The sequence below is a fragment of the Streptomyces sp. NPDC044003 genome (assembly GCF_056435185.1).
Window position 1 is genome coordinate 626,076 of record NZ_JBWKFA010000004.1, and the last position, 26,381, is coordinate 652,456.

19 protein-coding genes are annotated in these 26,381 nt (G+C 70.2%); 6 read left to right on the forward strand and 13 right to left on the reverse strand.

Annotated elements, in window-relative coordinates; translation table 11 throughout:
* Positions 1-2 precede the first annotated feature (2 nt).
* Positions 3-1,589, forward strand: coding sequence for an alpha/beta fold hydrolase (locus AC07AW_RS19980; protein WP_478816796.1), 1,587 nt, complete (start codon positions 3-5; stop codon positions 1,587-1,589).
* A gap of 20 nt (positions 1,590-1,609) precedes the next feature.
* Here AC07AW_RS19980 and AC07AW_RS19985 read toward each other — a convergent pair whose 3' ends face one another.
* The 4 genes from AC07AW_RS19985 to pcaDC all read right to left on the reverse strand — a co-directional run bounded on the left by AC07AW_RS19985 (position 1,610) and on the right by pcaDC (position 4,854).
* Positions 1,610-2,053 (reverse strand): DUF6278 family protein, encoded by a 444-nt coding sequence (locus tag AC07AW_RS19985; protein WP_478816797.1) that lies wholly within the window; start codon positions 2,051-2,053, stop codon positions 1,610-1,612.
* An 82-nt stretch (positions 2,054-2,135) separates the two neighbouring features.
* Positions 2,136-2,915, reverse strand: a complete 780-nt coding sequence (locus AC07AW_RS19990) for an exodeoxyribonuclease III (RefSeq protein WP_478816798.1) — start codon at positions 2,913-2,915, stop codon at positions 2,136-2,138.
* 46 nt (positions 2,916-2,961) lie between these two features.
* Complete coding sequence (locus AC07AW_RS19995) at positions 2,962-3,594, reverse strand: MBL fold metallo-hydrolase (protein WP_478816799.1); 633 nt, start codon at positions 3,592-3,594, stop codon at positions 2,962-2,964.
* A 9-nt stretch (positions 3,595-3,603) separates the two neighbouring features.
* Entirely contained in the window at positions 3,604-4,854 is a 1,251-nt protein-coding gene (pcaDC, locus tag AC07AW_RS20000; RefSeq protein WP_478816800.1) for a bifunctional 3-oxoadipate enol-lactonase/4-carboxymuconolactone decarboxylase PcaDC, read from the reverse strand.
* Positions 4,855-5,098: 244 nt separating this feature from the next.
* Here pcaDC and AC07AW_RS20005 point away from each other — a divergent pair, with 244 nt between their 5' ends.
* The 3 genes from AC07AW_RS20005 to AC07AW_RS20015 are packed head-to-tail and all read left to right on the forward strand — an operon-like array spanning position 5,099 to position 14,411.
* Complete coding sequence (locus tag AC07AW_RS20005) at positions 5,099-5,296, forward strand: hypothetical protein (RefSeq protein ID WP_478816801.1); 198 nt, start codon at positions 5,099-5,101, stop codon at positions 5,294-5,296.
* Positions 5,297-5,352: 56 nt separating this feature from the next.
* Entirely contained in the window at positions 5,353-13,875 is an 8,523-nt protein-coding gene (locus tag AC07AW_RS20010) for a golvesin C-terminal-like domain-containing protein (protein WP_478816908.1), read from the forward strand.
* Positions 13,869-14,411: an SMI1/KNR4 family protein gene (locus AC07AW_RS20015; protein ID WP_478816802.1), complete on the forward strand. Its 543-nt coding sequence runs from the start codon at positions 13,869-13,871 to the stop codon at positions 14,409-14,411. The genes AC07AW_RS20010 and AC07AW_RS20015 overlap by 7 nt, the downstream gene beginning before the upstream one ends.
* Before the next feature lie 73 nt (positions 14,412-14,484).
* Here AC07AW_RS20015 and AC07AW_RS20020 read toward each other — a convergent pair whose 3' ends face one another.
* The 7 genes from AC07AW_RS20020 to AC07AW_RS20050 all read right to left on the reverse strand — a co-directional run bounded on the left by AC07AW_RS20020 (position 14,485) and on the right by AC07AW_RS20050 (position 20,891).
* Positions 14,485-15,324, reverse strand: coding sequence for a YhjD/YihY/BrkB family envelope integrity protein (locus AC07AW_RS20020; protein WP_478816803.1), 840 nt, complete (start codon positions 15,322-15,324; stop codon positions 14,485-14,487).
* A gap of 87 nt (positions 15,325-15,411) precedes the next feature.
* Complete coding sequence (locus tag AC07AW_RS20025; RefSeq protein WP_478816804.1) at positions 15,412-15,990, reverse strand: hypothetical protein; 579 nt, start codon at positions 15,988-15,990, stop codon at positions 15,412-15,414.
* Positions 15,987-17,162: an ROK family glucokinase gene (locus AC07AW_RS20030; RefSeq protein WP_478816805.1), complete on the reverse strand. Its 1,176-nt coding sequence runs from the start codon at positions 17,160-17,162 to the stop codon at positions 15,987-15,989. The genes AC07AW_RS20025 and AC07AW_RS20030 overlap by 4 nt, the downstream gene beginning before the upstream one ends.
* A gap of 58 nt (positions 17,163-17,220) precedes the next feature.
* Positions 17,221-18,015, reverse strand: a complete 795-nt coding sequence (locus tag AC07AW_RS20035; RefSeq protein WP_478816806.1) for an ATP-binding cassette domain-containing protein — start codon at positions 18,013-18,015, stop codon at positions 17,221-17,223.
* On the reverse strand, positions 18,012-19,067 hold the full coding sequence (locus AC07AW_RS20040) for an ABC transporter permease (protein ID WP_478816807.1): 1,056 nt from the start codon (positions 19,065-19,067) through the stop codon (positions 18,012-18,014). Before AC07AW_RS20040 ends, AC07AW_RS20035 begins: the two co-directional genes overlap by 4 nt.
* Positions 19,064-20,083 carry a sugar ABC transporter substrate-binding protein gene (locus tag AC07AW_RS20045; RefSeq protein WP_478816808.1) on the reverse strand — a complete coding sequence of 340 codons (1,020 nt, stop codon included), beginning with the start codon at positions 20,081-20,083 and terminating at the stop codon, positions 19,064-19,066. Before AC07AW_RS20045 ends, AC07AW_RS20040 begins: the two co-directional genes overlap by 4 nt.
* An 88-nt stretch (positions 20,084-20,171) precedes the next feature.
* On the reverse strand, positions 20,172-20,891 hold the full coding sequence (locus tag AC07AW_RS20050; RefSeq protein WP_478816909.1) for a GntR family transcriptional regulator: 720 nt from the start codon (positions 20,889-20,891) through the stop codon (positions 20,172-20,174).
* A 140-nt stretch (positions 20,892-21,031) separates the two neighbouring features.
* Here AC07AW_RS20050 and AC07AW_RS20055 point away from each other — a divergent pair, with 140 nt between their 5' ends.
* Entirely contained in the window at positions 21,032-22,027 is a 996-nt protein-coding gene (locus tag AC07AW_RS20055) for a Gfo/Idh/MocA family protein (RefSeq protein WP_478816809.1), read from the forward strand.
* Between the two features lie 91 nt (positions 22,028-22,118).
* On the opposite strand, the gene AC07AW_RS20060 is transcribed toward AC07AW_RS20055, so the two are convergent.
* On the reverse strand, positions 22,119-22,781 hold the full coding sequence (locus tag AC07AW_RS20060; RefSeq protein ID WP_478816810.1) for a response regulator: 663 nt from the start codon (positions 22,779-22,781) through the stop codon (positions 22,119-22,121).
* Positions 22,756-23,928 carry a sensor histidine kinase gene (locus tag AC07AW_RS20065; RefSeq protein WP_478816811.1) on the reverse strand — a complete coding sequence of 391 codons (1,173 nt, stop codon included), beginning with the start codon at positions 23,926-23,928 and terminating at the stop codon, positions 22,756-22,758. The genes AC07AW_RS20060 and AC07AW_RS20065 overlap by 26 nt, the downstream gene beginning before the upstream one ends.
* A 175-nt stretch (positions 23,929-24,103) precedes the next feature.
* Here AC07AW_RS20065 and AC07AW_RS20070 point away from each other — a divergent pair, with 175 nt between their 5' ends.
* Entirely contained in the window at positions 24,104-26,374 is a 2,271-nt protein-coding gene (locus AC07AW_RS20070; protein ID WP_478816812.1) for an MMPL family transporter, read from the forward strand.
* Positions 26,375-26,381 lie beyond the last annotated feature (7 nt).

The following is a 26,381-nucleotide window of genomic DNA, read 5'->3' on the forward strand; positions in this document are numbered from 1 at the left end:
CCGTGCGCACATCCCTGGTCCTCGCCGTCTCGGCCGCTCTCGTGGCCGGGACGGCGTTCGGGCTCGCCCCGACAGCCCAGGCCGCCGACACCTCCATCCGGTTCGTCGACATCGCCGGGGACGGCGGCACCGTCCTCAAGGCGAACGTCGTCACCCCCGCCGGAGCCGGCACCGACGCCCGCCACCCCCTGATCGTGCTGCCCACCAGCTGGGCCATGCCCCAGGTCGAGTACCTCGCCCAGGCCCAGAAGCTCGCCGACTCCGGTTACGTCGTGGTGAGTTACAACTCGCGCGGCTTCTGGCAGTCCGGCGGGGAGATCGAGACCGCGGGCCCCAGGGACATCGCCGACGCCTCCAAGGTGATCGACTGGGCCCTCGCGAACACCCCGTCCGACCCCGATCACGTGGGCGTGGCGGGAGTCTCGTACGGCGCGGGGATCAGCCTGCTCGCCGCCGCGAACGACCCGCGGATCAAGGCCGTCGCGGCGCTCAGCGGCTGGGCCGACCTCATCGACTCCATCTACAGCGGCCGCACCCAGCACCTCCAGGCCGCCGCCCTGCTCGGCGGCGCCGGCTACCTCACCGGCCGCCCCGGACCCGAACTCCAGCAGATCCTGGGCGACTTCCTCTCCTCCAACCTGGCCAAGGAGGAGGACATGATCGCCTGGGGCCGCAAGCGCTCCGCCGTCGAGCAGCTCGACCGGATCAACGCCAACGGCACCGCGATCATGCTCGGCAACGCCTGGGGCGACACCATCTTCCCGCCCAACCAGTACGCGAGCTTCTACGAGAAGCTCACCGGCCCCAAGCGCCTGGAGTTCCGTCCGGGCGACCACGCCACCGCCGAGGCCACCGGCCTCCTCGGCCTGCCCAACGACACCTGGACCAGCGCCCACCGCTGGTTCGACCACTACCTCAAGGGCGTCGACAACGGCATCGACCGCGAGCAGCCGGTCCAGCTGAAGCCCCGCCCCCAAGCTCTCGACTCCGCTCGAGCAGGGGGGACCCCCATCGACGGCGGCTACGAGGGCTACCCGGACTGGAAGTCGGTCAACGCCGACCAGCGGAAGTTCGCGCTCACCGGCTCCGAGCACCTCTGGGCGAATGTCGACTCGGGCGCCGACGGCGGCATCGTCATGCTGTCCAACCTCCTGGACCAGTTCTTCCAGGCACCGCCCGTCGCCTCGATCCCGCTGCTCCCCCGCGCCTTCGCGGGCGTCTGGCAGTCGGAGCGGTACGACACCCCGCAGCGGGTGCGCGGTACGGCGCGCCTGCACACCACGGTCACCCCGACCGCCGAGAGCGGCACCTTCGTCGCGTACCTCTACGACGTCGGCCCGCTGGGCATCGGCAAGCTGATCAGCAACGCCCCGTACACCTTCCACGGCAAGGCCCCGGGGAAGGCGTTCTCCGTCGATCTGGACCTGTTCTCCACGGCGTACGACGTCCCGGCCGGGCACCGGCTCGCACTGGTCGTCGACACCGTCGACCCGCTCTACATCGAGCACAACCCGACCGGCGCGCAGCTGACCTTCTCCTCCCCCACGGCCGACCCGTCGTACGTGTCGGTCCCGCTGCGGGCGGAGTAGTCACCGGCCGCGGACCGGAGTCAGTACTCGGAGGCCTCCGCGTACACCTGGGAGAGCTGCGGCGCGCCCGTGATCGCCCAGTCGAGACCCGCCTCGACGACCTGGATCTCCCGGCCGGAGGCGAGCCGCACGACGGGTCCGCCGCCGGGCCACACCTGCCACCGGGCACCCGGCACGTTCCGGACGATCACGGTGCCGAGGTAGAGGCCTGCGTCGTTCCCGAACCAAGGGAGCTCCTCCGGATCGTTTCGCCAGCGGGGCGGCAGCTGGTCGAGCTCCTGGAGGGAGCCCGGGGTGTCGTCCAGGGCCACCCCGGCCTCCTCGACACGGGAACGCAGCAGCTCACACTCGGAGAGGAGCTCGGCCACTCCCTCCGGGTCGCGGTCGAAGGCCGCGGCCAGGGGGGAGTCGACCGGCTCGGGCTCATGTCGCTTGCGCCAGTTGTCCAGAAACGGGATGTTCATCCGAACAGCCTCGCACCGTCACCTCCCGGTCGACCACCCGGCGCGCGGAGATGATCTCCGCGGCCGTGTCGGATAGATCCGGTCAGACGTCGAGGTCGACGACGACGGGCGCATGGTCCGAGGCGCCCTTGCCCTTGCGCTCCTCGCGGTCGACATAGCTGTCGGAGACCGCCTCGGCGAAGGGCTTGTTGCCGTAGACCAGGTCGATCCGCATGCCCTTGTTCTTCGGGAAGCAGAGCTGGCGGTAGTCCCAGTACGTGAAGGGGTGGTCGTACTTGAGGGGGCGCGGGACCACGTCGGCGAGACCGGTCTCGCGGAGCCCGGCGAGCGCGGCCCGCTCCGGCTCCGTCACGTGCGTGGCGCCCTCGAAGACGGCGATGTCCCAGACGTCCTCGTCGGTCGGGGCGATGTTGTAGTCGCCGAGGATCGCGAAGGGGCGCTCCCCCGCCGCGTCCTCCGCGACGGCCGCCTTGAGCGCCTCCAGCCAGCGCAGCTTGTACGCGTAGTGCTCGTGGGCCACCTCGCGGCCGTTCGGCACGTACACCGACCAGACGCGGACGCCGCCGCAGGTCGCGGAGATCGCCCGGGGCTCCTGCACGCCCTCGTAGTCGGGGCCGCCGGGCAGCCCGGTGACCACGTCCTCCAGGCCCACCCGGGAGACCAGGGCGACCCCGTTCCACCGCCCGGTGGCGTTGACCACCGACTCGTACCCCAGCTCGCGCAGCTCCTCGGTGGGGAACTGCTCGGCGGTGCACTTGGTCTCCTGGATGCACAGCACGTCGGTGCCGCTGCTCTCCAGCCAGGCCAGGAGCCGGGGCAGCCGGGCGGTGATCGAATTGACGTTCCAGGTGGCGATGCGCATGTGCGCAAGCCTACTGGCGGGGTGTGACAGTCGGCCTTCGCGCCGCTCAGAGCTCGGTGGACGCCCCGGAGGCGAGACGCGCGTGGTGGGTCCCGCCGAGCTCGCCGATCTGCCGGTCGTAGATGGGCCGGGCGAGATCGGTGAGCAGGGCGTCGTGGATGTCGTACGCCCGGCGCGGCTTGACCTCGCGCACGTAGTCGATGACCTCGGAGATCTTGTTCCAGGGAGCCATGACGGGCAGCAGCAGCGTGTCCACGGGCTGGTCGGGCACGGTGAGCGCGTCGCCGGGGTGGAAGACGGCGCCGTCGACGAGGTAGCCCACGTTCGTGATGCGCGGGATGTCCCGGTGAATCACCGCGTGCAGCTCGCCGTGGACCTGGACGTCGAAGCCGGCCGCCGTGAAGGTGTCGCCGTGCCCGACGGTGTGCACCCGCCCCGGGAAGGCAGCCGAGAGCCGCTCGGCGACGCTGCGCAGCGTCCAGATCTCGGCGGCCTCGTCGGCCTCCAGGGCTGCCCGCAGCCGGCCCTCGTCGAAGTGGTCGGGGTGCTCGTGGGTGACGAGCAGCGCGTCGGCTCCGAGGACGGCGTCCTCCTCGGTGAACATGCCGGGGTCGAGGACGAGCGTGCGGCCGTCCTTCTCCAGCCGCACGCAGGCGTGGGACTTCTTCGTCAGCTTCACGGGCCCAGGCTACGCCGGGGGCGTCGTCTCCTCCGCGATGACGCGGGAGACGACCCGCAGCGCCGTCTCGGCGGCCGGGAAGCCGCAGTACACGCCCGCGTGGAGGACGATCTCGCGCAGCTCCTCGGGCGACAGACCGTTGCGGAGGGCAGCACGGGTGTGGTCGGCGAGGGCCTCCCGGTGGCCGCCCGCGAGGAGCGCGGTGAGGGTGACGACGCTGCGGGTGCGGCGGTCGAGTCCCTCACGGCTCCAGACCTCGCCCCAGGCGTAGCGGGTGAGGAGCTCCTGGAAGGCCCCGTCGGGGTCGTCGGCGAGGGCCTGGTCGACATGGGCGTCGCCGAGGACCTCACGGCGCAGCCCGAGCCCCGGTGCGTACGGGTCGGGGCGCCCGGCCTCGGCGGGCTCGGCCTCGGCGACGGCCGGGGCGGGCTCGGCGACGGGGACGGGCGGCGGAGGCACGGCCAAGGTGCCGCTGGTCTCCGGGACGATGCCGGCGAAGTGCTCGGTAAGCAGGTCGGTGACGGCGGCGGGCTGCTCGACCGGGGCGAGGTGCGAGGCGCCGGGCACGACGGCGAGCCGGGCGTCGGCGATCCCGGCCACCAGGGTGCGGGCCTCGGCGGGGCCGGTGACCTGGTCCTCGGAGCCGACGAGGACGAGGACGGGGATCCCGATGCTGCCGAGGGCCTCACGGACGTCGAAGACGGCCAGGGCCTCGCAGGCGGCGATGTAGCAGGCGGGGTCGGTCGTCCGGACCATCTGGACGGCCCAGTCCACGATGGCGGGCTGCGCGCCGGCGAAGAGCGGGGTGAACCACTGCTCGGGCGCGGTGCGGGCCATCGGCTCCAGGCCGTTGGTACGGACGATGACGCCCCGCTGCCGGAACTCGTCGGCGGTGCCGAACCGGGGTGAGGTGGCGACCAGGGCGAGCGAGGCGACCCGGTGGGGCGCGCGGAGGGCGAGGTCGAGGCCGACGGCACCGCCGAGGGAACAGCCCGCGTAGCCGAAACGCTGGACGCCGAGCGTGTCGAGCGTGGCGAGGAGCCGGTCGCCGAGCTCGGCGACGGAGGTGAAGGGCTCCGCGGGAGCGCCCCCGTGCCCCGGAAGATCGAACCGGACGACCCGCCAGTCACGGGTGAGCTCCGGTATCTGCCGGTCCCACATGTGGAAGGTGGTACCGAGGGACGGCCCCAGGACCAGGACCGGGGCGTCCTCGCGCCCGTCGACACGGTATTGCAGGGTGTTCGTCGCTGTCTCACTCACCGCAAGACCCTCTCATCCCTCCCGGTCTCTCGCACCGCCGGGTCGAACCCAGTGACTCCCTGGACCCGCGGGCCTCACCCAGGGGGACCACTCCGTCGCACCTCATTCGCGGCCTCGATCCCGAGCCGGTCGCGAGGCTTCGTCGCGCCGGACGCGAATTCGGGAACATTGCGCCACATGCACCGGAGCATGAATTCCGGATTGCCCGAAATGGCTTATCAGTTGACGACGCATCAACTCCGTGATGCAGAATCCACCCGCCGCGATCGGCGCACCGCAAAAAGAGGCCGCTCTCCCGTACGAGGTGGCCTGGTTCGGCATGTCTTGCGGTGCCGCGATCGAGGTCGGCTCCATCGCGACCGGCGACGGAACGCCCACGCCGGCGCGCCTGACGCACCTTTCCGCCCGAAACGGAAGGGTGCTTGAGAAGGGATTCGCGTGAGACTGAAATACGGGCGGGCGATAGCCTGCCTCGTGGTTTCGGCAGTCGCCGGAACCATGTTGCCACAAGTCGCTTATGCGGCTCCCGTTTCGGATGACGGTGATACGGGCGTCTTTGATGCCCTCTCGGGCTGGCTCTCCGACACGGATGACAGGGCCGAGCCGGCGAAGCCGGTCGAGCCGTCGACCGGTGGGACTCCGGTTCTCCCGAGCCGGGAGAAATTGCCAAAGGGTAAAGCTGCGGCGAAGCCGAAGCGTGTCGCGGAACTGGCCGGTAAGCGGACGGCGAACGCGCGGTACTGGCAGCTGTCCGACGGGCGGGTGCAGGCCGAGGTGTCGGCCGTCCCGACCGGTTACCGGGCGGGGAAGTCCTGGAAGGACATCGACGCGACGGTCGTTCCGTCCGGCGCCAAGGGCTTCGACTTCGCCAACACGACGAACGCTGCGTCCAGCTGGTTCGGTTCGGACGCGGAGCGGTTGCTGCGCTTCCAGGCCGAGGGTCACGTGGTGACTCTTGGTCTGAAGGGTGCGGGGAAGCTCGCGCCGGTGGCCAAGGGCGACACGGTCACGTACAAGGACGCGGTGTCCGGTGCGGATCTGTCGTACGTGGTCGGTCCGGGCCGGGTGAAGGAGAACATCGTCCTGGACGCGAAGCCGTCCGGTCCGGTGTCGTTCACGTTCACGCTGGACGCGGGTGGTCTGACGCCGAAGCAGAACAAGGACGGCTCGATCTCCTTCTTCGGTGAGGGCGCGGACCCGGTCCTCGTCATCCCGGCGGCGTTCATGACGGACGCGAAGAAGGACGCCAAGGCCGCTTACGGCTCGGCCTACAGCGGGAACGTCACGCAGAAGCTGACGCGGGCCGGCAAGGGCTGGGAGCTGTCGGTCACGCCCGACGCGAAGTGGCTGGCCGCGTCCGAGCGGCAGTACCCGGTCACGATCGACCCGACGATCTCGATCGCTCCGACGCCGTCGACGGCGCAGGACGTGATGATCTCGTCGGACGGTGCGACGACGAACTACGACGACAACTGGCGTCTGTCGGTCGGCAACACCTCCACGGGTGCCTCGCGTGCGCTGATCCGGTTCCCGGTCAGCAGCATCCCCGCGGGCACGAAGCTGGACTCGGCCGATCTGCGGATGTACTTCGACCAGACGCACACCACGGGTGACACCGAGGTCCAGCTGGAGGCGCACCGCGCCACCCAGGCGTGGACCGAGTCCGGGGCGACCTGGAGCAACGCCAACGCGATCACCGGTGAACTGTCCGGCACCTCGGTGCTGGTGGACAACGGTGAGGCCGGCCGTACGGCGGCTGTGGGTGCCTGGCCGGCGTCGGGGAACACGGCGTACACGCAGTACGCGGTGAACCAGACGTACATGTACAACAAGGACTCGGTCGCCGGCGACACGTACACCTGGCAGCCGAGTCTTCCCGAGGACGGCACCTACCAGGTCGAGACGCACTACGTCCCGGCCTCCGACCGTGCCACCAACGCCCCCTACACCGTCACTTACGACGGCGGGACGAAGGCCTACACGGTCAACCAGCAGACCGGCACCGCCGGTGTGTGGAAGACGCTCGGCTCGCACCCGTTCAAGGCCGGAACCCTCGGCAAGATCGTCCTCGGCGACGGGCCGGCATCGACCGCTACCTCCGTCATCGCCGACGCCGTCCGCTTCACCAAGGGCGGCGTGGTCACCAAGCAGCCCGGCGAGCTGAACACCTGGCACTCCTTCCCGGTGACCAAGACGGTCCAGCAGTGGATCGACGGCACCTACACGAACAACGGTTTCGTGATCAAGGCCGGTGACGAGTCCGCCAACGGCCCGAAGGGCGGGCCGCGCTACGAGGGCAGCGAGTACGCCTACGAGGGCGAGACCGCCAACTACCCGCGCCTCGTCCTCACGTTCGGCCGTCAGGGCGTCGACCTCTCCACCCCGACGACGATCCACGACACCGGCGCGGAGCTGAACTGGTCCGCGTACCAGGACAAGGACCCGGTCGGCACCGGCGACGACATCGTCGAGTACCAGGTCCACCGCTCGGTCAGCCAGACCTTCACCCCCTCGGCCGCCACGCTCGTGGCCCCGGTCACGCCGGGCACGACGTCGTACACGGACACCTCCGCGACGCCGACGAAGGCCGACGATCCGGATCCGTTCGGCCGTGCGTACTACTACATGGTCGCGGTCAAGACGAAGGACGGGCAGGTCGTCGCAGCGCCGACCCAGCTCGTACGTCTGCCGAAGGCGGGACGCACGATCAAGGTGCAGTTCGCGTCCCAGGACACGACTCTGTCCTCGGCGCAGCCCACGCTCGCGCACGACACCTTCGACGACGGCGGTCCGCAGAACTGGCTGAGCGTCGGCAACAACTCCGCCACCTACGAGGACACGCGGGCCCTGCTGAAGTTCCCGGCCCTGGGCATTCCCACCACGGCCCGGGTCCTGGAGGCCGATGTCCGCATCTGGTCCACCCAGACCTCCCAGGACACCACCGGCGCCGTCTACGAACTTCGGCCACTGACGCGCGACTTCGACGAGTCGGCGACCTGGGTCAAGGCGGATGCGGCGACGAACTGGACCGCGCAGGGCGGTGACTTCGGTGCTTCCGTCGGCGATGTCGGCGCGATGACGAACGACCCGGCCCGCCACAACTGGGACGTCACCTCGCTCGCCCAGTCCTGGGTGACCACCCCGGCCTCCCAGAAGGGCGTGGCCATCAAGATGGCCGACGAGGTCGCCCGGCAGGAGCGCACGCTGTTCCTGTCCTCCGAGGGCGCCGAGCCGAAGCTCCGGCCCCGCATCGCGGTCACCTACATCGACTCCACCACCGAGTCGACGTACTACGCGCCGCAGACCCCCGCGCGCATGACCCCGAACACCGACTACACCGTCGACTTCACTCTCACCAACACCACCGCCGCCAACTGGACTTCGGCCGACAACGTCCTCACCTACAAGTGGACGCTGCCCGACGGCACCGACGTGACGACCGGTGGCAACCAGGTCCAGACCGCCCTGCCGGCGAACGTCGCCCCCGGTGACAGCATCGACCTCCAGGCCGTGGTGAAGACCCCGATCAACTCGGACAACGGCAACAAGCGCACGGACTACATCCTGACCTGGGACGTCTACAACAAGACGACCGGCACCTGGACCTCCGGCACCTCCGGCATCCCGGGTCTCGCGCAGAACGTGGCGGTGGAGGACCCGACCTCCAACCAGCTCGGCATGGAGAAGTTCTACTCCTACACAGGGAAGAACACGGGCGCCGGCTCGACCGTCATGAACAACACGGCGTCCGGCAACCTGGTCTGGCAGTACAACGCGTTCACCAACCCCGGCCGCGGTATCACCACCTTCGCCCGGTTCGCGTACAACAGCCAGGACACCTCCGACACCGTCTCGGGCTACGGCTGGTCCTTCCAGGCCTCGGGCCCGGTCCGGCTCGGCGCGCCGCTGGAGTTCCACCCGAAGCCGCACCCGACCGAGATCCGTCTCCCGGACGGCGACGGCACCACCCACGTCTTCCGTGAGCAGCCCGACGGCTCCTGGAAGGCCCCCGCCGGTGTCCACTACAGGCTGACCGCGAAGCCCGGTCTGGACTGCACCCCGCTGAAGGACCCGATCCCGGACGCCTGGACGATGAGCCGTCCCGACGGCACGCGGTTCGTGTTCGGCTGCGACGGCTACATGACCTCGGTCGTGGACAAGAACGGCAACACGCAGACGTACACCTACGAGGAACGCAAGTCGAACAACAAGCCGACCAAGTTCCTCAAGTACATCACCGACCCGGTCGGCCGTCAGTCGCTGACCGTCGAGTACTACTCCAAGGCCGACAGCAGCAACCCGAAGATCATCGACCACATCAAGTCGATGACCGACATCTCGGGCCGCAAGGTCACCTTCGAGTACTCCGACAAGGGCCTGCTCACCAAGATCACCGACGGCGCGGGCTCGACCCAGCCGAAGGTCTTCGGCTTCGAGTACGACGCCACCCAGGGCAACAAGAACGTCAAGCTCGTCAAGGCCACCGACCCGCGCGGCAACGCCACTTCGCTGGCGTACAACTACCCGCAGACCGGTGACGACCCGAAGTACCACTGGTGGACCAAGACGATCACCGACCGTCTCCAGGGCCCCACGGGCTACACGTACGCGGTGGACGCGGGCAACCCCAAGTTCACGGCCACCCGGGTCACCGACGCCGAGAACCACGCCACGGCCTACGTCACCGATGACTTCGGCCGCCCGGTCCAGACGACGAACCCCAAGTCGCAGACCACGAAGATGTCGTGGGACGCCGACAACAACGTCACGTACCTGGAGGAGGCCAACGGCGCCAAGACCGCGTACTGCTACGACCAGAAGACGGGCTACCCGCTCTGGCAGCGCGACGCGGAGAACAACAAGGCCGGCGTGCCGGACCAGACGGTGACCTGCGTCTCCGACGCCACCAAGTGGCCTGCGAACGCGGCGAAGTTCGAGTACCAGACCCGCGCCGACGGCTTCTCCGCGGACCTCTTCCGCAAGACGTCACGGGCGGGCCGCGCCTGGCAGTTCGGGTACGACACCTTCGGCAACCTCAAGACGGTCACCGACCCCAAGGGCGTCGCCACCGCGACGGCGGGTGACTACACCACGTCGTACGAGTACGACGCGTACGGCGAGCTGACCAAGGCGACGGACGCCAACGGACACCCGACGACCAACAGCGGCTTCGGCCCGACGGGCTACCCGTCCACCATCACCGACGCGCTGGGCAAGGCGTCGACGTTCGTCTACGACGTACGCGGGCAGGTCACCGAGGTCACCGACGCACTGGGCAAGAAGACGACGCAGTCGTACGACACGTTCGGCCGTCCGCTGGTGAAGACCGTGCCGAAGGACCAGGTCGCGGGTGACCTGATCACCCTCCAGGCTCCGGTCTACGACGCCAACGACAACATCACCACGTCCACGGCGCCCAACGGCGCGGTGTCCTCCGCGGTGTACGACGCCGCGGACCAGATGGTCTCGTCGACGGACCCGAAGGACACGCCGACCGGTCCCGAGCGCAGGACCGACTACACGTACGACAGGACCGGTCATCTGAGGACGACGGTGCAGCCCAAGGGCACCGCGACCACCGGTGACTCCGGCGACTACCTCACGACCCACAGCTACGACGAGCTCTACAAGCTCGTCTCCGTGGTGAACGCGGTCGGCGACAAGATCTCCTACGAGTACGACAACGTCGGCAACCTCCTCAAGGTCGTCGACCCGAAGAAGAACGCGACCGCCGACACCACCGACTACACCAGCAAGATGTCGTACGACCTCGATCACCGGACCGTCTCGATCACCGACGCTCTGGGCAACTCGAGTTCGCGCACCTACGACAAGGACTCGCTCGTCGTCTCCAGCAAGGACCCGGAGAACAACGAGACCCTGATCACCTACGACGAGCGCGGCAAGCAGACCGAGGTCAAGGTCCCGCACAAGGGCACCAGCCCCGGCATCACCTACCGGACGACCAAGTACGAGTACGACCAGGTCGGCAACACCACCAAGGTGATCACCCCGCGCGGAGTGGAGACGGCGAACGCCGACGACTTCACCTCCCGGACCGAGTACGACGCGCTGAACCGCCCGGTGAAGCAGTTCCAGCCGTACGACCCGGCGGACGCCCGCTACAACGACCCGAACGTCTACACCGAGACCGAGTACGACGCCGTCGGCCGGGTCGCCAGGACCTCCCTGCCGCCGTCCGAGGGCCAGACGGTCCGCAACGACACCACGTACCGATACTTCGACAACGGCTGGACCAAGTCGACGACGGACCCGTGGGACATCCTCACCACGTACGACTACAACGAGCTGGGCCGCCAGACCGCCCGTACGCTCACCTCTGCGGGAGGCTCGTCCAATCGCACGATGAGCTGGTCGTTCTACCCTGACGGCAAGCTGAAGTCGAAGTCGGACAACGGTGTGCCGGTCGGCACCGCCGTGCCGCTCGTCGACAACTCCGACACCCAGAACACCGGCTCCACCGGTACCTGGACCCACGCCAGCCTCCCCGGCCAGCAGGGCTTCGACCACCAGGTCCACGCCGCGGGCGCCGGGACGGACGCGTTCACGTGGACGCTGAACATCCCCAAGGACGGCACCTACACGGCGTACGTGCGCTACCCGCAGGTCACCGGCGCCGCGACGGCCGCGAAGTACACGGTCACCAAGTCCGACGGCACGACCACGGACGTCATCAGGAACCAGACGACGACCCCGGGCGCCTGGGTGAGCCTCGGCTCGTTCGCCTTCACCCAGGGCAACGCGGCCAAGCTGCAGCTGTTCCAGAACAGCGGGGGTGCGGTCGTCGCCGACGGCGTGAAGCTCGTCCGCGACACCGCGGCCGACACCGACAACGAGAAGCACGCCTTCGCGTACAGCTACGACGTCAACGGCAACCTGACGTCGATCGACGACACCTCCCCCGGTGCGCCGGTCGATGCCTACTCCATCGCCTACACGGGCCTCGACCAGATCCAGAAGGTCACGGAGTCGCTGGCCGGCCAGGAGAAGAAGTCCACGGCCTACACCTACGACGCCAACAGCCTGCCGGACACGATCAGCCACCCCGACCAGTTCTCCAAGTACACCTACGACACCCGTGATCTGACGAAGACGGTCTCGGTCGGAAAGTCGGCCACGGACACGTCCCCCAAGGTCACGTCGTACACGTACAACGACCGCGGCCAGGTCCTGCGGCAGACCAAGGACAACGGCAACACGGTCGACAGCACGTACTTCCTCGACGGTTCGGTCACGTCCACCGTGGAGAAGAAGGCGGGCGGCACGCTGGTCGCCTCGCACACCTACCAGTACGACGGCAACGGCAACCCGACGCAGGACGTCACGAAGAAGATGGACGCCGACAACCACTCGGCGTACCTCGACTCCACGACCGACTACACCTACGACCCGGTCGACCGGCTCGCCAAGTCCGTCAAGACCGGCAACGGCGCGTCGACGGACACCTACGTCCACGACGACAACGCCAACGTCGTCAGCCAGAACGTCCAGGGCACGACCACGACGTTCTCCTTCGACCGCAACCGGCTGCAGAGCTCTTCCGTCGCCGGTACGGCGTTCCAGTACAACTACGACCCGTTCGGCCGCCAGGAGTCGGTCACGAGCAACGGCAAGGTCGTCGGGCGCAGCGTGTACGACGGCTTCGACCACGTCGTCGAGTCCCAGAAGGCGGACCCGACCGGCGCGATGAAGTCGACGCGCTACACCTTCGACCCGCTCGACCGCACCCTGTCCACGACCGCCGACGGCAAGACCACGGACTTCGAGTACCTGGGTCTGTCCGGCGAGGTCCTGGACGAGAAGGTCGCCGGCCAGCTGTCGAAGTCCTACCAGTACAGCCCGTGGGGCGAGCGCCTGTCCCAGATCAAGCACACCGACGGCACCGACGAGGCCACGTACTACAGCTACAACGGCCACACCGACGTCGACGCGCTGACCGACAAGAACGGTGACACCAAGGCCACGTACGGCTACACCGCCTACGGCAGCGACGACGAGTCGGAGTTCACCGGCATCGACAAGCCCGACGCCCAGAACCCCACCAAGGAGGACTACAACCCGTACCGGTACAACGCCAAGCGCTGGGACACCGCGTCCGGCACGTACGACATGGGCTTCCGCGACTACAACCCGGGGCTCAACCGCTTCACCACGCGGGACATGTACACCGGCGCACTGGCCGACATGGGTCTCGGGGTCGACGCGTTCACCGGCAACCGCTACGCCTTCACAGGCGGCAACCCGGTGAGCAACGTCGAACTGGACGGCCACTTCGCCCTCATCGACGACCTCGCCGAGGGCGCCATCCTGCTCGTGGCGGTCGCCGCGGTCGTCACGTACGAGGTCGTGGTGAACGACGAGGACGTGCAGACCGCCATCAACGACACCTTCGACTCGATCGTGGAGGGCATCGGCGACCTCTTCGAGGACGACGAGCCGGAGGCGGGGCCGACGACCGAGCCGGTTCCCCTGCCGATCCCGGTGCCGGACGGGGACTCGGACACGGACAACAGGAAGCGGTGTGCGGACGCGCCCAAGTCGTCCCGCTTCCAGTACCAGCCGCTGGACGGGGAGGGTCGTGCCCAGGGTGCGACCGCGCTGATCTGCCCGGACGACCTCAAGGCTCCGCTCGCGCCCCGGGACACCGGCACGGTGAACGTGTACGGATTCCCGGACCCCGCGTCGAACACGAACCGGTCGGGCAGGGGCAACATCTTCGACCGTACGCACATCGTCGGTGACAAGGTGGGCGGCGACTGGGTCAACGAGAACCTCTTCACCGGGTTCTCGCGCATGAACAAGAGCGGCATGCGACGGTGCGAGATCCAGATGGAGAAGCAGCTCGCGGCCGGCAAGTGGGTCATGTACACGGGCAAGGTCAACTACAGCCATACGACGGGATACGCGGACAGCATCACGATGTCCGCGTACACCGAGGACGGAGTACTGTTCAGCAACGTCGTGGTACAGAACAGCCCGGATTGGCAGACGACATGCTGAGAATCGAAGAGCTGGAGGCCGCCCTCCCGGCGATGGTGCCGTGGCGTGCTGCGGCGGGACGCGACGTGGACTGGGCTGCTCTCGAGGCGGTCCTCGGGACGGCTCTGCCCTCGGACTTCCGTGCTCTGGCGGAGGCCTATCCGGTCCTGGTCGTCGACGACTTCCTGACGGTGTCCGTGCCCCGGCCCGGCACCGAGGCGTTGTGGGCGTCCGAGGCCAGGGACGACGAGATCCTCCAGGACCTGTTCGAGATGGGCGACACCGAGGACTACGTCCCCTTCCCGCAGCCGGGTGGTCTGATCTCCTGGGCGTCGTCCTCCTCGGGCGACACCTTCTACTGGAGGACGAGCCCGGCCGATCCGGACGCATGGCCGGTGGTCGTCCGCGGAGACAACGGCGACTGGTCGGAGTTCCCGGTCGGTGCCGTCGCCTTCCTGGCCGGCGTGTACGGTCGCACGATCGACGTGGGCGGCATGCCCGGGGACTTCCCCGGCCGTGACCCACAGGTGCTCGGCCTGAGTGACAGCGCCGGCTGATCGGCGACTGATCCGCACGCGCACATGAACGACGATCGCCCCCAGGGTCTCCTGGGGGCGATGGTCGTAGGGATCAGTTCTCGCGGCGGTCCACGCCCAGGTAACGGTCGAGCGGGGGTTCCCGGGCCAGGACGGCGCCGATCGTGAAGGCGAAGGTGATCGCGGCGCAGACCACGATCAGCCAGGACAGCAGGGTCAGGACCAGGCCCAGCGAGCCGTACTCGCCCAGGGCCCGGTTGAGGGCACCCGGCATGTAGAGACGGGCCGTGAGGCCGAGGACGGTCGAGGCGGTGCCCGCCAGGACGGCGCCGGGCAGGAGCGGCAGCCAGTCGACCCGCTTGGCGAGCAGGAGGTGTTGGGTCCACAGCCACACTCCCGTGTTGACCAGGAAGAACAGCGGCAGGCCCAGCCAGGCGCCGGCCCCGAAGCCGTTGCGGATGGGGGCCTGGAGAAGCACCACGACGACCAGGGCGAGCAGCCACACGAGCCACCGCCAGGCCGCGATCCGGGTCCCGGCCTTGGGCAGCCCCCAGGCCCGCTCGCACACCCTGGCCATGGCGCGACTGAAGCTCGTGGCCGACACCAGTGCCACGAGCGCGCCGACGACGCCGGTGGTCTCCCGCGCTCCCTCGGTGGTGTTCTGGTCGAGGACCTGCTGCAGTTCGTGCTCCGACTGGCCGCTGAGCCCGAAGATGGCGCGGAGGGACTCGCCCAGCTGGTTGCGGATCGCGAGCGGGGCGAAGGCCGCGAGGGCGAAGAGGAGGGGTACGGCCGCCAGGAAGGCCTGGGCCGCGAGCCGTGTGCCCGCGTCCAGGAGGTTCCCGCTCACGAGCCGGCTGGTCAGTTCCGTGAGTACGGGAAAGCGGCTCTCGGCTCCGGTCCGGATGCTCCGCACCCGGGTCGCCCACGACATCCCGCCTCCCGACCCAGCCCCGGCCCGTCCCGCCATTGGACGCGATCCCGCGCGTCCGCGCGAGCCGGGCGGTTCTTCCGGGGGACGTCAGGGGCTGGTGGTGGAGACCGCGTACACGCGGGGGAAGGCCGGGTCGGTGAGGTCGACCGTGATGTTGGTGTGGGGGCGGGGTTTCTCGCGGGTCACGGTGGTGCCCGCCCAGGTCATGTCGGGGGCGAAGGTCCAGCCCGCGATGTCGGCGTCGCGCTCGCCGACGGTGATCCGGCCCGAGGTGAGCGCCGAGCGCGAGGTCCCGGACTCGGCGAGGAAGGCGTCGAGGCCGCCGGCGGTCGTCGTGAACTGGACGTACAGCCGGCTGGTCTTCCAGTTGCTGGTCTCGTAGTAGGCGACGTCCCAGGCCCCGGCGGGGATCGGGACCTCGAAGACCCGGCGCTTCATCAGCGAGGGCCAGTTGTCCTGGAGGCCGGCCGCCGAGGACTCGCGTTCCTTGTCGCGGCCGCTGTCACGGCTCTGGCCCGCGGAGATGACGAGGTAGCCGGCCGGGATGCCGACGAGGAGCACGATGATGACGGCCGTCAGCCAGCGGCGGCGGATCATGTGCCGGCGTTCCTCGGGCATCTTGTCCTGCGGGGGGCGGGGCGGGGCGGACTGGTGGGGCACGGTCATGAAGAGGGGTCCTCGGGGGTACGGGCGGCCCGGCCCGAGGTCCCGTTGCGCAGGGCCTGGGCGTAGCGCTCGTACCGTTCGTACCGCTCGACGCGGCGCCGGTTGGCGCGGCGGAAGCGGCGGGCGACGAGCCGGGCGAGGTCGGCGGCGCCGACCATCCCGGCCTCGGGGCCGAGCTGGGCGCGGGTGATGCGGGCCTCGGGACGGTAGCCGCGGCCGGTGAGGTGGCGGCGGAAGGCGTCCCTGGCGGGGCCGATGAGCAGGTCGTCGGCGGCGGAGACGCCTCCGCCGATGACGAAGCAGGAGGGGTCGAGGGCTGCCGCCAGGTTGGCGATGCCGACGCCGAGCCACTGGCCGATGTCCTGGAGCAGCTCCACGCACATGGCGTCGCCCTCGCGGGCGAGCTCGGTGATGAGGGGGCCGGTGATGTCGGGGATGTTCCCCTTGACCCGCTCGATGATCTCGTACGCGACCGGGGAGTCGGCGGCGGCCAGCTCACGGGCCTCGCGGACCAGCGCGTTCCCCGAGCTGTACTGCTCCCAGCAGCCGCGGTTGCCGCAGGGGCAGCGGTGGCCGCCGGGGACGACCTGCATATGGCCGAACTCTCCGGCGACGCCGAACTTGCCCCGCTTGACCTGGCCGTCCTCCAGGATGGCGCCGCCGATGCCGGTGCCGAGGGTGATCATGACGAGGTGGTCCTCGCCGCGTCCGGCGCCGAAGCGCCATTCGGCCCAGGCGGCGGTGTTGGCGTCGTTGTCGACCATGACGGGGACGGCGAGGCGGCCCTGGAGGGCGTCGCGGAGGGGTTCGTTGCGCCAGGCGAGGTGCGGGGCGAACAGGACCCGGGCCCGGTCGGCGTCGACCCAGCCGGCCGCGCCGATGCCGACCGCGTGCACGTCGTGCCGGTCGGAGAGGTCGAGGACCAGCTCGACGATGGTGTCCTCGACGACCTTGGGGCTCTTCGACTTGTCCGGGGTCTCCGTGCGGAGCTTCTCCAGGATGTTGCCGTCGGCGTCGACGACGCCGGCCATCACCTTCGTACCGCCGATGTCGATGCCGACGGTCGGCACCCGGGGCGCGGTCAGGTGGGAGCGCCGCTCCCGGGTCCCGACGGTGCGCAGCACGGTCCCGCGGGCGGCTCCCCGGTGGGCGAGGTCACGGTAGGTACTCATCGGCTCCGATTCTGCCAGGTGGGGTGTGAAGGGGCCGTCACGTCGCGCCGGGGCCCGGTCATGTGCCGGTCGGCCGCTCCAGCTCGTGCCGCAGGTCCTCCAGCTCGCTGCCGCCGGCCATCTGCCGGGTCAACTCGTCGAGGGTGACGGAGTCCTTGGTGTGGCTCGCGGCCATGACGCCCCGCTTGAGGAGGACGAAGCGGTCGCCGACGAGGTACGCGTGGTGCGGGTTGTGCGTGATGAGAACCACGCCGAGACCCTGGTCGCGGGCGGCGGCGACGTACTTCAGGACGACCCCGGACTGCTTGACGCCGAGCGCGGCGGTCGGCTCGTCGAGGACGAGGACCTTGGCGCCGAAGTGGACGGCGCGGGCGATGGCCACGCACTGGCGCTCGCCTCCGGACAGGGTGCCGATCGGCTGGTCGACGTCCCGGAGGTCGATGCCCATGCGGAGCAGCGCCTCGCGGGTGGTGGACCGCATCAGGCCGACGTCGAGCCGCTTGAAGGGGCCGGAGCCCCTGGTGGGCTCGGAGCCGAGGAAGAAGTTCCGCCAGACCGGCATGAGGGGGACGACGGCGAGGTCCTGGTAGACGGTGGCGATGCCCCGGTCGAGGGCGTCGCGCGGGTTGGCGAGGGTGACCTCCTCGCCCTCGATGCGGAAGGTGCCGGCGTCGTGCCGGTGGAGGCCGGCGACGATCTTGATGAGGGTGGACTTGCCGGCGCCGTTGTCACCGAGGACGCAGGAGATCTCGCCCGCGCGGACCTCCAGGGAGACGCCTTCGAGGGCGCGGATGTTGCCGTAGTACTTGCTGACGTCGTCGAGCTGCACGAGAGGAGCGGTGTCGGTCGTCACTTGGTGGCCTCCACGCGCTTGCGGATCCAGGCGTTCAGCAGGGTCGCCAGGAGGAGCATCGCTCCCAGGAAGAACTTGAACCAGTCGGGGTTCCACTCGGCGTACACGATGCCCTTGCTGGTCATGCCGAAGATGAGGGCGCCGACCGCCGAGCCGATGGCCGAGCCGTATCCGCCGGTGATCAGACAGCCGCCGATGACGGCCGCGATGATGTAGATCAGCTCGTTGCCGACTCCTTCGCCGGACTGGACGACGTCGAAGGAGAAGAGCAGGTGCTGGCCGGAGATCCAGGCACAGAAGGCCACGCCCATGTAGAGGCCGATCTTCGTGCGGTAGACGGGGACGCCGACCGCGCGGGCCGCGTCGGCGCCGCCGCCGACGGCGAAGATCCAGTTGCCGAAGCGGGTGCGGAGCAGGATCCAGGTGGCGAGGGCGACGAGGCCGAACCACCACAGGATGGTGACCTTGAACTCGACGCCGCCGATCGTCACCTCCGAGGCGAAGAGCTTGCGGGCGGAGGGGAAGCCCTCCATGTCGGCGATGCTCTTGGTGGAGACGGTGCCGCTGATCAGCTTGGTGAGGCCCAGGTTCAGGCCGGTCAGCATGAGGAAGGTGCCGAGCGTGATGATGAAGCTGGGCAGCTTGGTGCGGGTCAGCATGAAGCCGTTGAAGACGCCGATCGCCAGGGTGACGAGCAGCGAGACGCCGACGCCGACCCAGACGTTCGCCGTCATCTGGTAGCTGAACATCGAGGAGACCAGCGCGGAGCTGGTGACCAGGACACCGGCGGAGAGGTCGAACTCGCCGCCGATCATCAGCAGGGCGACCGGGACGGCCATGATGCCGATGGTGGAGGCCGCGTAGAGGACGGTGCCGAGGCTGGAGGGGTTCAGGAAGCTGTCGGCGACCACCGCGAAGAAGGCGAAGACGGCGATCGCGCCGACGACCGAGCCGAGCTCGGGGCGGGCGAGCAGCTTCTTCAGCGGGGTGGTGCGCAGCAGCCGTTCGTCGACGTGGTCGACTCCGTCCGACGGTGGGGCGGTGGAGCTCATCGGGTGCCCCGATCCGCGTACTGCTTCAGCGCGGCGGCCTGGTCCTTGGTGATGATCTGGGGGCCGGTCAGGACCGGCTTGCCGCCGCCGAGGACGTCGGCGTTGTAGCGGTACAGCCAGAGCAGGTCGACGGCCTCGTAGCCCTGGAGGTAGGGCTGCTGGTCGACGGCGAAGCCGAGGGTGCCGGCCTCCAGGGCGGTCGCGACCTTGGCGTTGAGGTCGAAGGTGTCGACCTCGGCCTTGCTGCCGGCGCTCTTCGCGGCCTGGACGGCGGTGTCGGCGAAGGGGGCGCCGAGGGTGACGACGGCGTCGACCGCCTTGTCGGACTGGAGCTTGGCCTCGATGGAGGCCTTGACGTCGGGCATGTTGGTGCCGTCGACGTAGAGGTTCACGAGCTCGCCGTCGAAGGTCTTCTTCACACCGGCGCAGCGCTGCTCGTGACCGACGTTGCCCTGCTCGTGCAGGACGCAGAGGGCCTTCTTCCTGCCGCGCTTGTCGAGCTCCTCGCCGACGGCCTCGCCGGCGACGGTCTCGTCCTGGCCGATGTGGGTGAGCGCCCCGTAGGCCTTGGACTGCTCGGCGCCCGAGTTCACGGTGATCACCGGGATGCCGGCCTTGACGGCCTTCTCCACGGCGGCCTTCATCGCGTCGGGCTTGGCGAGGGTGACGATCAGCCCGTCGACGCCCTTGGCGACGTACGAGTCGATCAGCTGCGCCTGCTGCTGGGCCTCGTCGCTGTGGGCGTACAGGAAGTTGATGTTGTCCTTCACGGCGGCCTGCTTGGCGCCCTTCTGGACGATGTCCCAGAAGGTGTCGCCGTCGCCCGAGTGGGTCACCATGGCGAAGGTCCACCGGGGGGTGTCGACGGCCGCCCTGCCCTGGGCCTCGGCGGCCTTGCGGGCGTCCTCCGCCCGCTTTCCGCCGGTGCTGCTGCACCCGGCGAGCGCCGCGGTGAGTGCGAGGGCGAGCACGGCGCCGACTGCGGCGCGTACCCCTCCTGTCCGAAGCCTGGTCACGAGACCGTGCCCTCCTTTGTGTCCTTCTGCGTGCATTGCAGTATCGGTCATGCGGGTCTTGGCACTGGTGAGGGGCCCCCTCGAGCGGCTACGGACGGACCATCAGCTGGAACTCGAAGGAGTAGCGGGTGGCCCGGTAGAGGTGGGAGCCGTACTCGACGGCGCGTCCGGTGTCGTCGAAGGTGACGCGCTCCATGGTGAGCAGCGGGGCACCCTCCGCCTCGTCGAGGAGCGCGGCCTCCTCGGCGGTCGCGGCGCGGGCCCCGACGGACTGCCGGGCGCTGTGCAGCGTGAGCGCGGCGGAGCGGAGCATGCGGTAGAGACCGGTGGTCTCCAGCTGTTCGGTGTCGGGGTCGACGATCCCGGTGGGCAGGTGGTTGCACAGGTACGCCATGGGCTCGCCGTGCGCGGTACGGAGCCGTTCGAGGTAGTGGACCTCGGTGCCCTCCGGTACGCCGAGGGCGGCCGCGACCGGTCCCACGGCGGGTTCGAGGCGGTTGACGAGGACCCGGGTGGCGGGGCGCTGCCCGGCGGCGGCGAGGTCGTCGTACAGGCTGCTGAGCTCCATCGGCCGCCGGACCCTGCTGTGCACGACCTGGGTGCCGACGCCCCGGCGGCGGACCAGGAGGCCCTTGTCGACGAGGGTCTGGATGGCCTGGCGGACGGTGGGCCGGGAGAGGCCCAGCCGGGTGGCGAGGTCGATCTCGTTGCCGAGGAGGGTGCCCGGGGCGAGTGTCCCGTTCTCCACGGCGCTCTCCAGCTGCTGGGCGAGCTGGAAGTAGAGCGGGACCGGACTGGTGCGGTCCACGGAGAGCGGGGGCAGGGGGGAGCCGGACTGCTTGGGCACGGGGGGAGCGTAGCCCGGGGCGGTGATGACGGGAAGTCGTGACGTCCGGTTGTCCTGACAAATCCTTGACACCCGGGTGCGCCCGGCTCCACGGTGGGGCCATGCGCATCGGACTGATCGGTACGGGACGGATCGGGAGCTTCCACGCGGGTGTGCTGGCCCGCCACCCGGAGGTCGAGTCGCTGATCGTGGCGGACGCGGACCCCGTCCGGGCGGCCGGGGTCGCGGGGGCGCTGGGCGCGGAGGCGGCGGCGGACGTGGACGCGCTGCTCGGGCACGCCCTGGACGCCGTGGTGATCGCCTCGGCGACGGCCGCGCACGCGGAGCTGATCGCCCGCGCCGCCGGGGCGGGGCTGCCGGCCTTCTGCGAGAAACCGATCTCCCTGGACGTGCCGGGGACGCTGGCCGCGCTCGACGCGGTGACGGCGGCGGGCACGGTGCTCCAGCTGGGGTTCATGCGCCGCTTCGACGGGGGCTACCGGGCGGCGCGCGAGGCCGTGCGGTCGGGGCGGCTCGGCCGGCTGCACACCGTGCGGGCGGTCACCTCCGACCCGGAGCCGCCGCCAGCCGCGTACCTGCCGCTCTCCGGCGGTCTCTTCCGCGACTGTCTCGTGCACGACTTCGACATCGTCCGCTGGGTGACCGGGCGGGAGGTCGTCGAGGTGTACGCGACGGGCTCGGACGCGGGCCCGTCGATGTTCCGGGAGGCGGGCGACGTCGACACGGCCGCCGCCGTGCTGACCCTGGACGACGGCACGCTGGTGACGGCGACCGCGACCCGGTGCAACGGCGCCGGGTACGACGTCCGCATGGAGCTGGCGGGCGAGCGGGACCAGATCGTGGTGGGCCTGGACGACCGGTCCCCGCTCGCCTCGGTGGAGCCGCAGGGCCCGCCCGCCCCGGGCAAGCCCTGGCCCGGCTTCCTGGAGCGGTTCGCCCCCGCGTACGAGGCGGAGCTGGACGCCTTCGTCCGCCTGGTGCGCGGCGAGGCGCCCAACCCGTGCGACGGCCGGGAGGCCCTGGCGGCGCTCCGGATCGCCGAGGCGTGCGAACGGTCGCGGCGGGAGCGCGTTCCGGTGCGGGTCGAGGCCGCCTAGGGCGCGTACCGAGTCGTGATCATCGGGTGGTCCTGGTGAGGGTGCACTGATGTCCGGGCGGGGACTCAGGGGACATGGCCCGGCACCCGGCTCAGGTTCCGGGGAGGATACGGCGCGTTTCGTAGGCCCACATCGCGATCTCGACCCGGTTGCGGGCGCCGAGTTTGGCCATCAGGCTGGCCAGATGCGTCTTCACCGTGCTGAGGCTGATGTGCAGTGCATCGGCGATCTCGGTGTTGGTCAGCCCGCGAGCGACGGCGAGGAGCACCTGCTCCTCGCGGGCGGTGACCGGGGAGACCGGCTGGGCCACGGGCCGGCCGGCGGGCAGGTCCGAGAATGCCTGGAGCAGACGGACGGTGACGCTGGGCGCGATGAGCGCCTCACCGTCGGACGCCGACCGTACGGCCTGCGCCAGAAGGTCCGGTCCCGTGTCCTTGAGGAGGAATCCGCGGGCGCCGGCACGCAGTGAGCCGTAGACGTACTCGTCGAGGTCGAACGTGGTGATGACGACCACGGCCAGCGGGTCGGCGACGCCCGGGCCGGCGACCAGCCGGGTGGCCTCGAGCCCGTCGAGTACGGGCATGCGGATGTCGAACAGGCAGACGTCGGGGCGTAGTTCGCGGGCCAGACGTACCGCTTCCAGCCCGTCGGCGGCCTCGCCGACCACCTCGATGCCGGGCTGGGCGTTCAGCATGATCCGCAACCCGGTGCGGATGATCGTCTGGTCGTCAGCGACGAGGACGCGAATGGACACCGCTCTCGCTCCTCGCTCTCGGCAGTTCGGCTTCGACATGCCAGCCCCGGTCGGCACCCGGGCCGGCTCGTAGTGTGCCGCCGAGCAGGGTCGCGCGCTCGCGCAGTCCGGTAAGTCCGTATCCGTCGCGGCCCCGGCCGGTGCGCCGGCCGTTGTCGCGCACGCTCACCTTTACCGTGTGCCGTTCCGCGGCGACCCGGACGACGAGCTCGGTCGCGTCGACCGCATGGCGCAGCGCGTTGGTCACCGACTCCTGCACGATCCGGTAGACGGCCGCGTCCACGGCCGGGGGCAGCGCGTCCAGTTCGCCGTCGAGCCCCAGGTCGACCCTGAGGCGACCACCCGGGGTGCGCACCAGGCGCTCCAGATCCGCGACTCCGGCAGGGGGCGCCAGCTCGGCGCCGACCCCGCGGTCGCGCAGCGCGGCGACCATGGCGCGCATTTCCTCCAGCGTGCGCGCCCCTTCCTCCTCGACCCCCTCCAGCGCCTCGACGGCGGTGGACGGGTCGGTGCCCGCGAGCACCCGGCCCGCCTGGGCGATGATCACCATGGCCGACACGTGGTGGGCCACCGTGTCGTGCAGTTCCCGGGCGAGCTGCTCGCGCTCGCGGGAGCGCACCTGCTCCAACTGCCGCTCGCGAGCGGTCATCCGGAACCGCACGGCAGCCCCGACCACGCCGGGCAGCAGCAGGAAGAGGAAGCCCACGACCTTTTCGACGACCGGGGTCTCATCCACGACGACACACAGCGCGCCGGCCGCGAGGATCACCGCGCCGCCCAGCACGATGTCGCGTCCCGATCCCCAGCGGGGCAGCGCGTACACCAGCACGAGTACGACCGCGCTGGTGTTCAGGCCGACGGGTTCGTGCGGTGCGGCGACGAGCGAGGCCACCGGAAGCAGGATCACCGAGCCGAACGCCAGCGTCACCATCGCCAGCGGGCGGGTCCGGCGCCACAGGGTCAGCAGGCACAGCCATACGGCGAGCACCACCGCCGCCGGCCGCCACACGACGTTCTCGCGCAGGGTGGCCTCCAGCGCCACACCGGCAAGGCACGCGGCGAGCAGCGCCCAGTCCCGCCGCACCCGGGCGGGCGCGTCGGGCGGCCGCTGTTCGGTCCACAGGGTTCGCAGGTCGTCTCGGAGCACGATTCTCAGCTTAGGGACCGCGGCGTGCCGCGCATCGGCCGAAAGGACGGGTCGTCACTCGGCCCCGGGGCCGACGGATCCGCGGCCCTCGGGCCGATGCCGCGGAGCGCCGTGGCGACGAGCCTCGGCATCGGCGGCCGTACAAGGACGGCCGACGAGGTGGTTGGAGGACCCGATGCTCTCGAAAGCCCTGTTGCGCCTGGGCGCAAGCGCCGCCCGCCATCCCTGGCGGGTGATCGGGGCATGGCTGATCGCCGCCACGCTCGCCGTCCTCGCCGCCGTCGCCCTCGGCGGGCGTACCGCGGATTCGATGACCGCTCCAGGACTGGACTCCCAGCGGGCCGCGGAACTGATCGAGCGGGCAGGCACCGGCCAGGAGGGGATGACCGCCCAAGTGGTCGTCACCCCCCTCGACGACGGTGCGACGTTCTTCGACGACGACGGCGCGCGCACCGCTCTCACGCGGCTGCAGGCCGAGGTGAAGCGGCTGCCGCACGTGCTCGGCACGAGCGACCCGGCGGGGGCGCTCGACACGGGCGGGGACACCGCCGTGCGCGGCGGACTTGTCTCGGCCGACGGACGGATCGCGGTCGTCCGGGTGCAGTACCCCGACCAGAGCCGACTGTCGGCCGAGGACCTCGACGCCCTCGTCGATCTCGGCGACCGGCTGCGCGCCGAGCTGCCCCTGCGGATCGAGATGGGCGGGAGCCTCTTCTACGCCTTCTCCGACCCCGACGGCGGCGCAAGCGAGTTGATCGGGATCCTTGCCGCCGCCGCTGTCCTGTTCCTGGCGTTCGGTTCGCTCGTCGCCGCCGCGCTCCCGATCGGCATGGCGGTCTTCGGGCTGACCGTCGGCGTCGCCACGATGACGGTACTGGCGGGGGTGACGGACGTCCCCACCTTCGCACCGGTCCTGGGCAGCATGGTCGGGCTCGGAGTGGGCATCGACTACGCGCTGTTCGTGCTCGCCAGACACCGGGAGTACCTCGCGCGCGGGCTCGATCCCCACGAGGCAGCCGGACGGGCGGTGGCCACGGCGGGGCGGCCCGTGGTCTTCGCCGGCGGCACCGTCGTCGTATCGATCCTCGGCATGGCGGTCGCGAACGTGCCGTTCATGACGGTGGGCGGCCTGGCGGTCTCGATCGTCGTCCTGACCATGGTGCTCGCGTCGGTGACGCTACTGCCGGCCTTCCTCGGCGCGGCCGGCCCGCGGCTGGGCCAGGCCGGCCGGATCGTCCGGGCTCTTCGGGCCAGGCGGTCGGGCCGAATCGACCGACGGCGGGACACGGCGGCGGGCGCCGCCTCCGCCGCCGGGTGGGGGCGCTGGATCGGCCACGTCAGCCGGCACCCGGTGCCGTACGCGGTCGGCGCGGCGGGGCTGCTGCTGACGGCGACGCTGCCCGTGCTCGGCCTGCGCGTCGGCCTGCCCGACGACGGCTCACTGCCGCAGAGCCGTACGGAACGCCGCGCCTACGACCTCGTCGCCGAGGGATTCGGCCCGGGCACCAACGGTCCCCTCGTCATCGCCGCGGACCCCTCCGGCGATCGGGGAGTGGTGGACCGTCTCGTCACCACGGTCGCGGCGGATCCGGGCATCGCATCCGTCGCGCCGACGCACATCGATCGGGCTACCGGCATCGCGACCCTCGTGGTGTTCCCGACCACCAGCCCTCAGGACAAGGCCACGGCCGACACCATCGCCCGGCTGCGCACCGAGGTGCTGCCCATGGCGATCGGGCACGGCCCGGCCAGGGCCCACGTCGGCGGCGCCGCCGCGAGCCTGTCCGATGTGGGCCGACGCACCAGCCAACGCCTGCCGGTGTTCGTCGCCGCCGTGCTGGCGATGTCGTTCCTGCTGCTGATGCTGGTCTTCCGCTCGGTACTCGTACCGCTCAAGGCGGTACTGCTGAACCTGCTGAGCATCGGCTCGGCCTACGGCATCATGGTCGCGGTCTTCCAGTGGGGCTGGGGAGGCGCACTCATCGGGCTGGAAGCGACGGTTCCGATCGTGTCGTTCATCCCGATGTTCCTCTTCGCCATCCTGTTCGGCCTGTCGATGGACTACGAGGTGTTCCTCCTCTCCCGCGTACGCGAGGAGTACCTGCGCACCGGCGACAACGGCACGGCGATCGTCGAGGGCGTCTCGGGCACCGCCCGGGTCATCACCTCGGCCGCCCTCATCATGGTGGCGGTCTTCCTGTCCTTCGCCGTCGCCGACGACCCCTCCACCAAGATGTTCGGGCTCGGCCTGGCCACCGCGATCTTCGTCGACGCCACGGTCGTGCGCATGGTGCTGGTACCGGCGACCATGACACTCCTCGGCCGGACCAACTGGTGGCTGCCGAAGTGGCTGGACCGGATGCTTCCCCGCGGCCCGGTCGGCACCGACGACACCGACGCGGAATCCACGGGTGAGACCCCGCGTCCACGGCTGGTCGACCGTTGACTCAACT

What these genes read in the sequence shown, in the direction of transcription:
- AC07AW_RS19985 (WP_478816797.1), bottom strand. Translation starts at nt 2,053, where the DNA reads ATGAACATCCCGTTTCTGGACAACTGGCGCAAGCGACATGAGCCCGAG.
- AC07AW_RS19990 (WP_478816798.1), bottom strand. Translation starts at nt 2,915, where the DNA reads ATGCGCATCGCCACCTGGAACGTCAATTCGATCACCGCCCGGCTGCCC.
- AC07AW_RS20005 (WP_478816801.1), top strand. Translation starts at nt 5,099, where the DNA reads ATGCAGAATCCACCCGCCGCGATCGGCGCACCGCAAAAAGAGGCCGCT.
- AC07AW_RS20010 (WP_478816908.1), top strand. Translation starts at nt 5,353, where the DNA reads ATGTTGCCACAAGTCGCTTATGCGGCTCCCGTTTCGGATGACGGTGAT.
- AC07AW_RS20015 (WP_478816802.1), top strand. Translation starts at nt 13,869, where the DNA reads ATGCTGAGAATCGAAGAGCTGGAGGCCGCCCTCCCGGCGATGGTGCCG.
- AC07AW_RS20020 (WP_478816803.1), bottom strand. Translation starts at nt 15,324, where the DNA reads ATGTCGTGGGCGACCCGGGTGCGGAGCATCCGGACCGGAGCCGAGAGC.
- AC07AW_RS20025 (WP_478816804.1), bottom strand. Translation starts at nt 15,990, where the DNA reads ATGACCGTGCCCCACCAGTCCGCCCCGCCCCGCCCCCCGCAGGACAAG.
- AC07AW_RS20030 (WP_478816805.1), bottom strand. Translation starts at nt 17,162, where the DNA reads ATGAGTACCTACCGTGACCTCGCCCACCGGGGAGCCGCCCGCGGGACC.
- AC07AW_RS20040 (WP_478816807.1), bottom strand. Translation starts at nt 19,067, where the DNA reads ATGAGCTCCACCGCCCCACCGTCGGACGGAGTCGACCACGTCGACGAA.
- AC07AW_RS20055 (WP_478816809.1), top strand. Translation starts at nt 21,032, where the DNA reads ATGCGCATCGGACTGATCGGTACGGGACGGATCGGGAGCTTCCACGCG.
- AC07AW_RS20070 (WP_478816812.1), top strand. Translation starts at nt 24,104, where the DNA reads ATGCTCTCGAAAGCCCTGTTGCGCCTGGGCGCAAGCGCCGCCCGCCAT.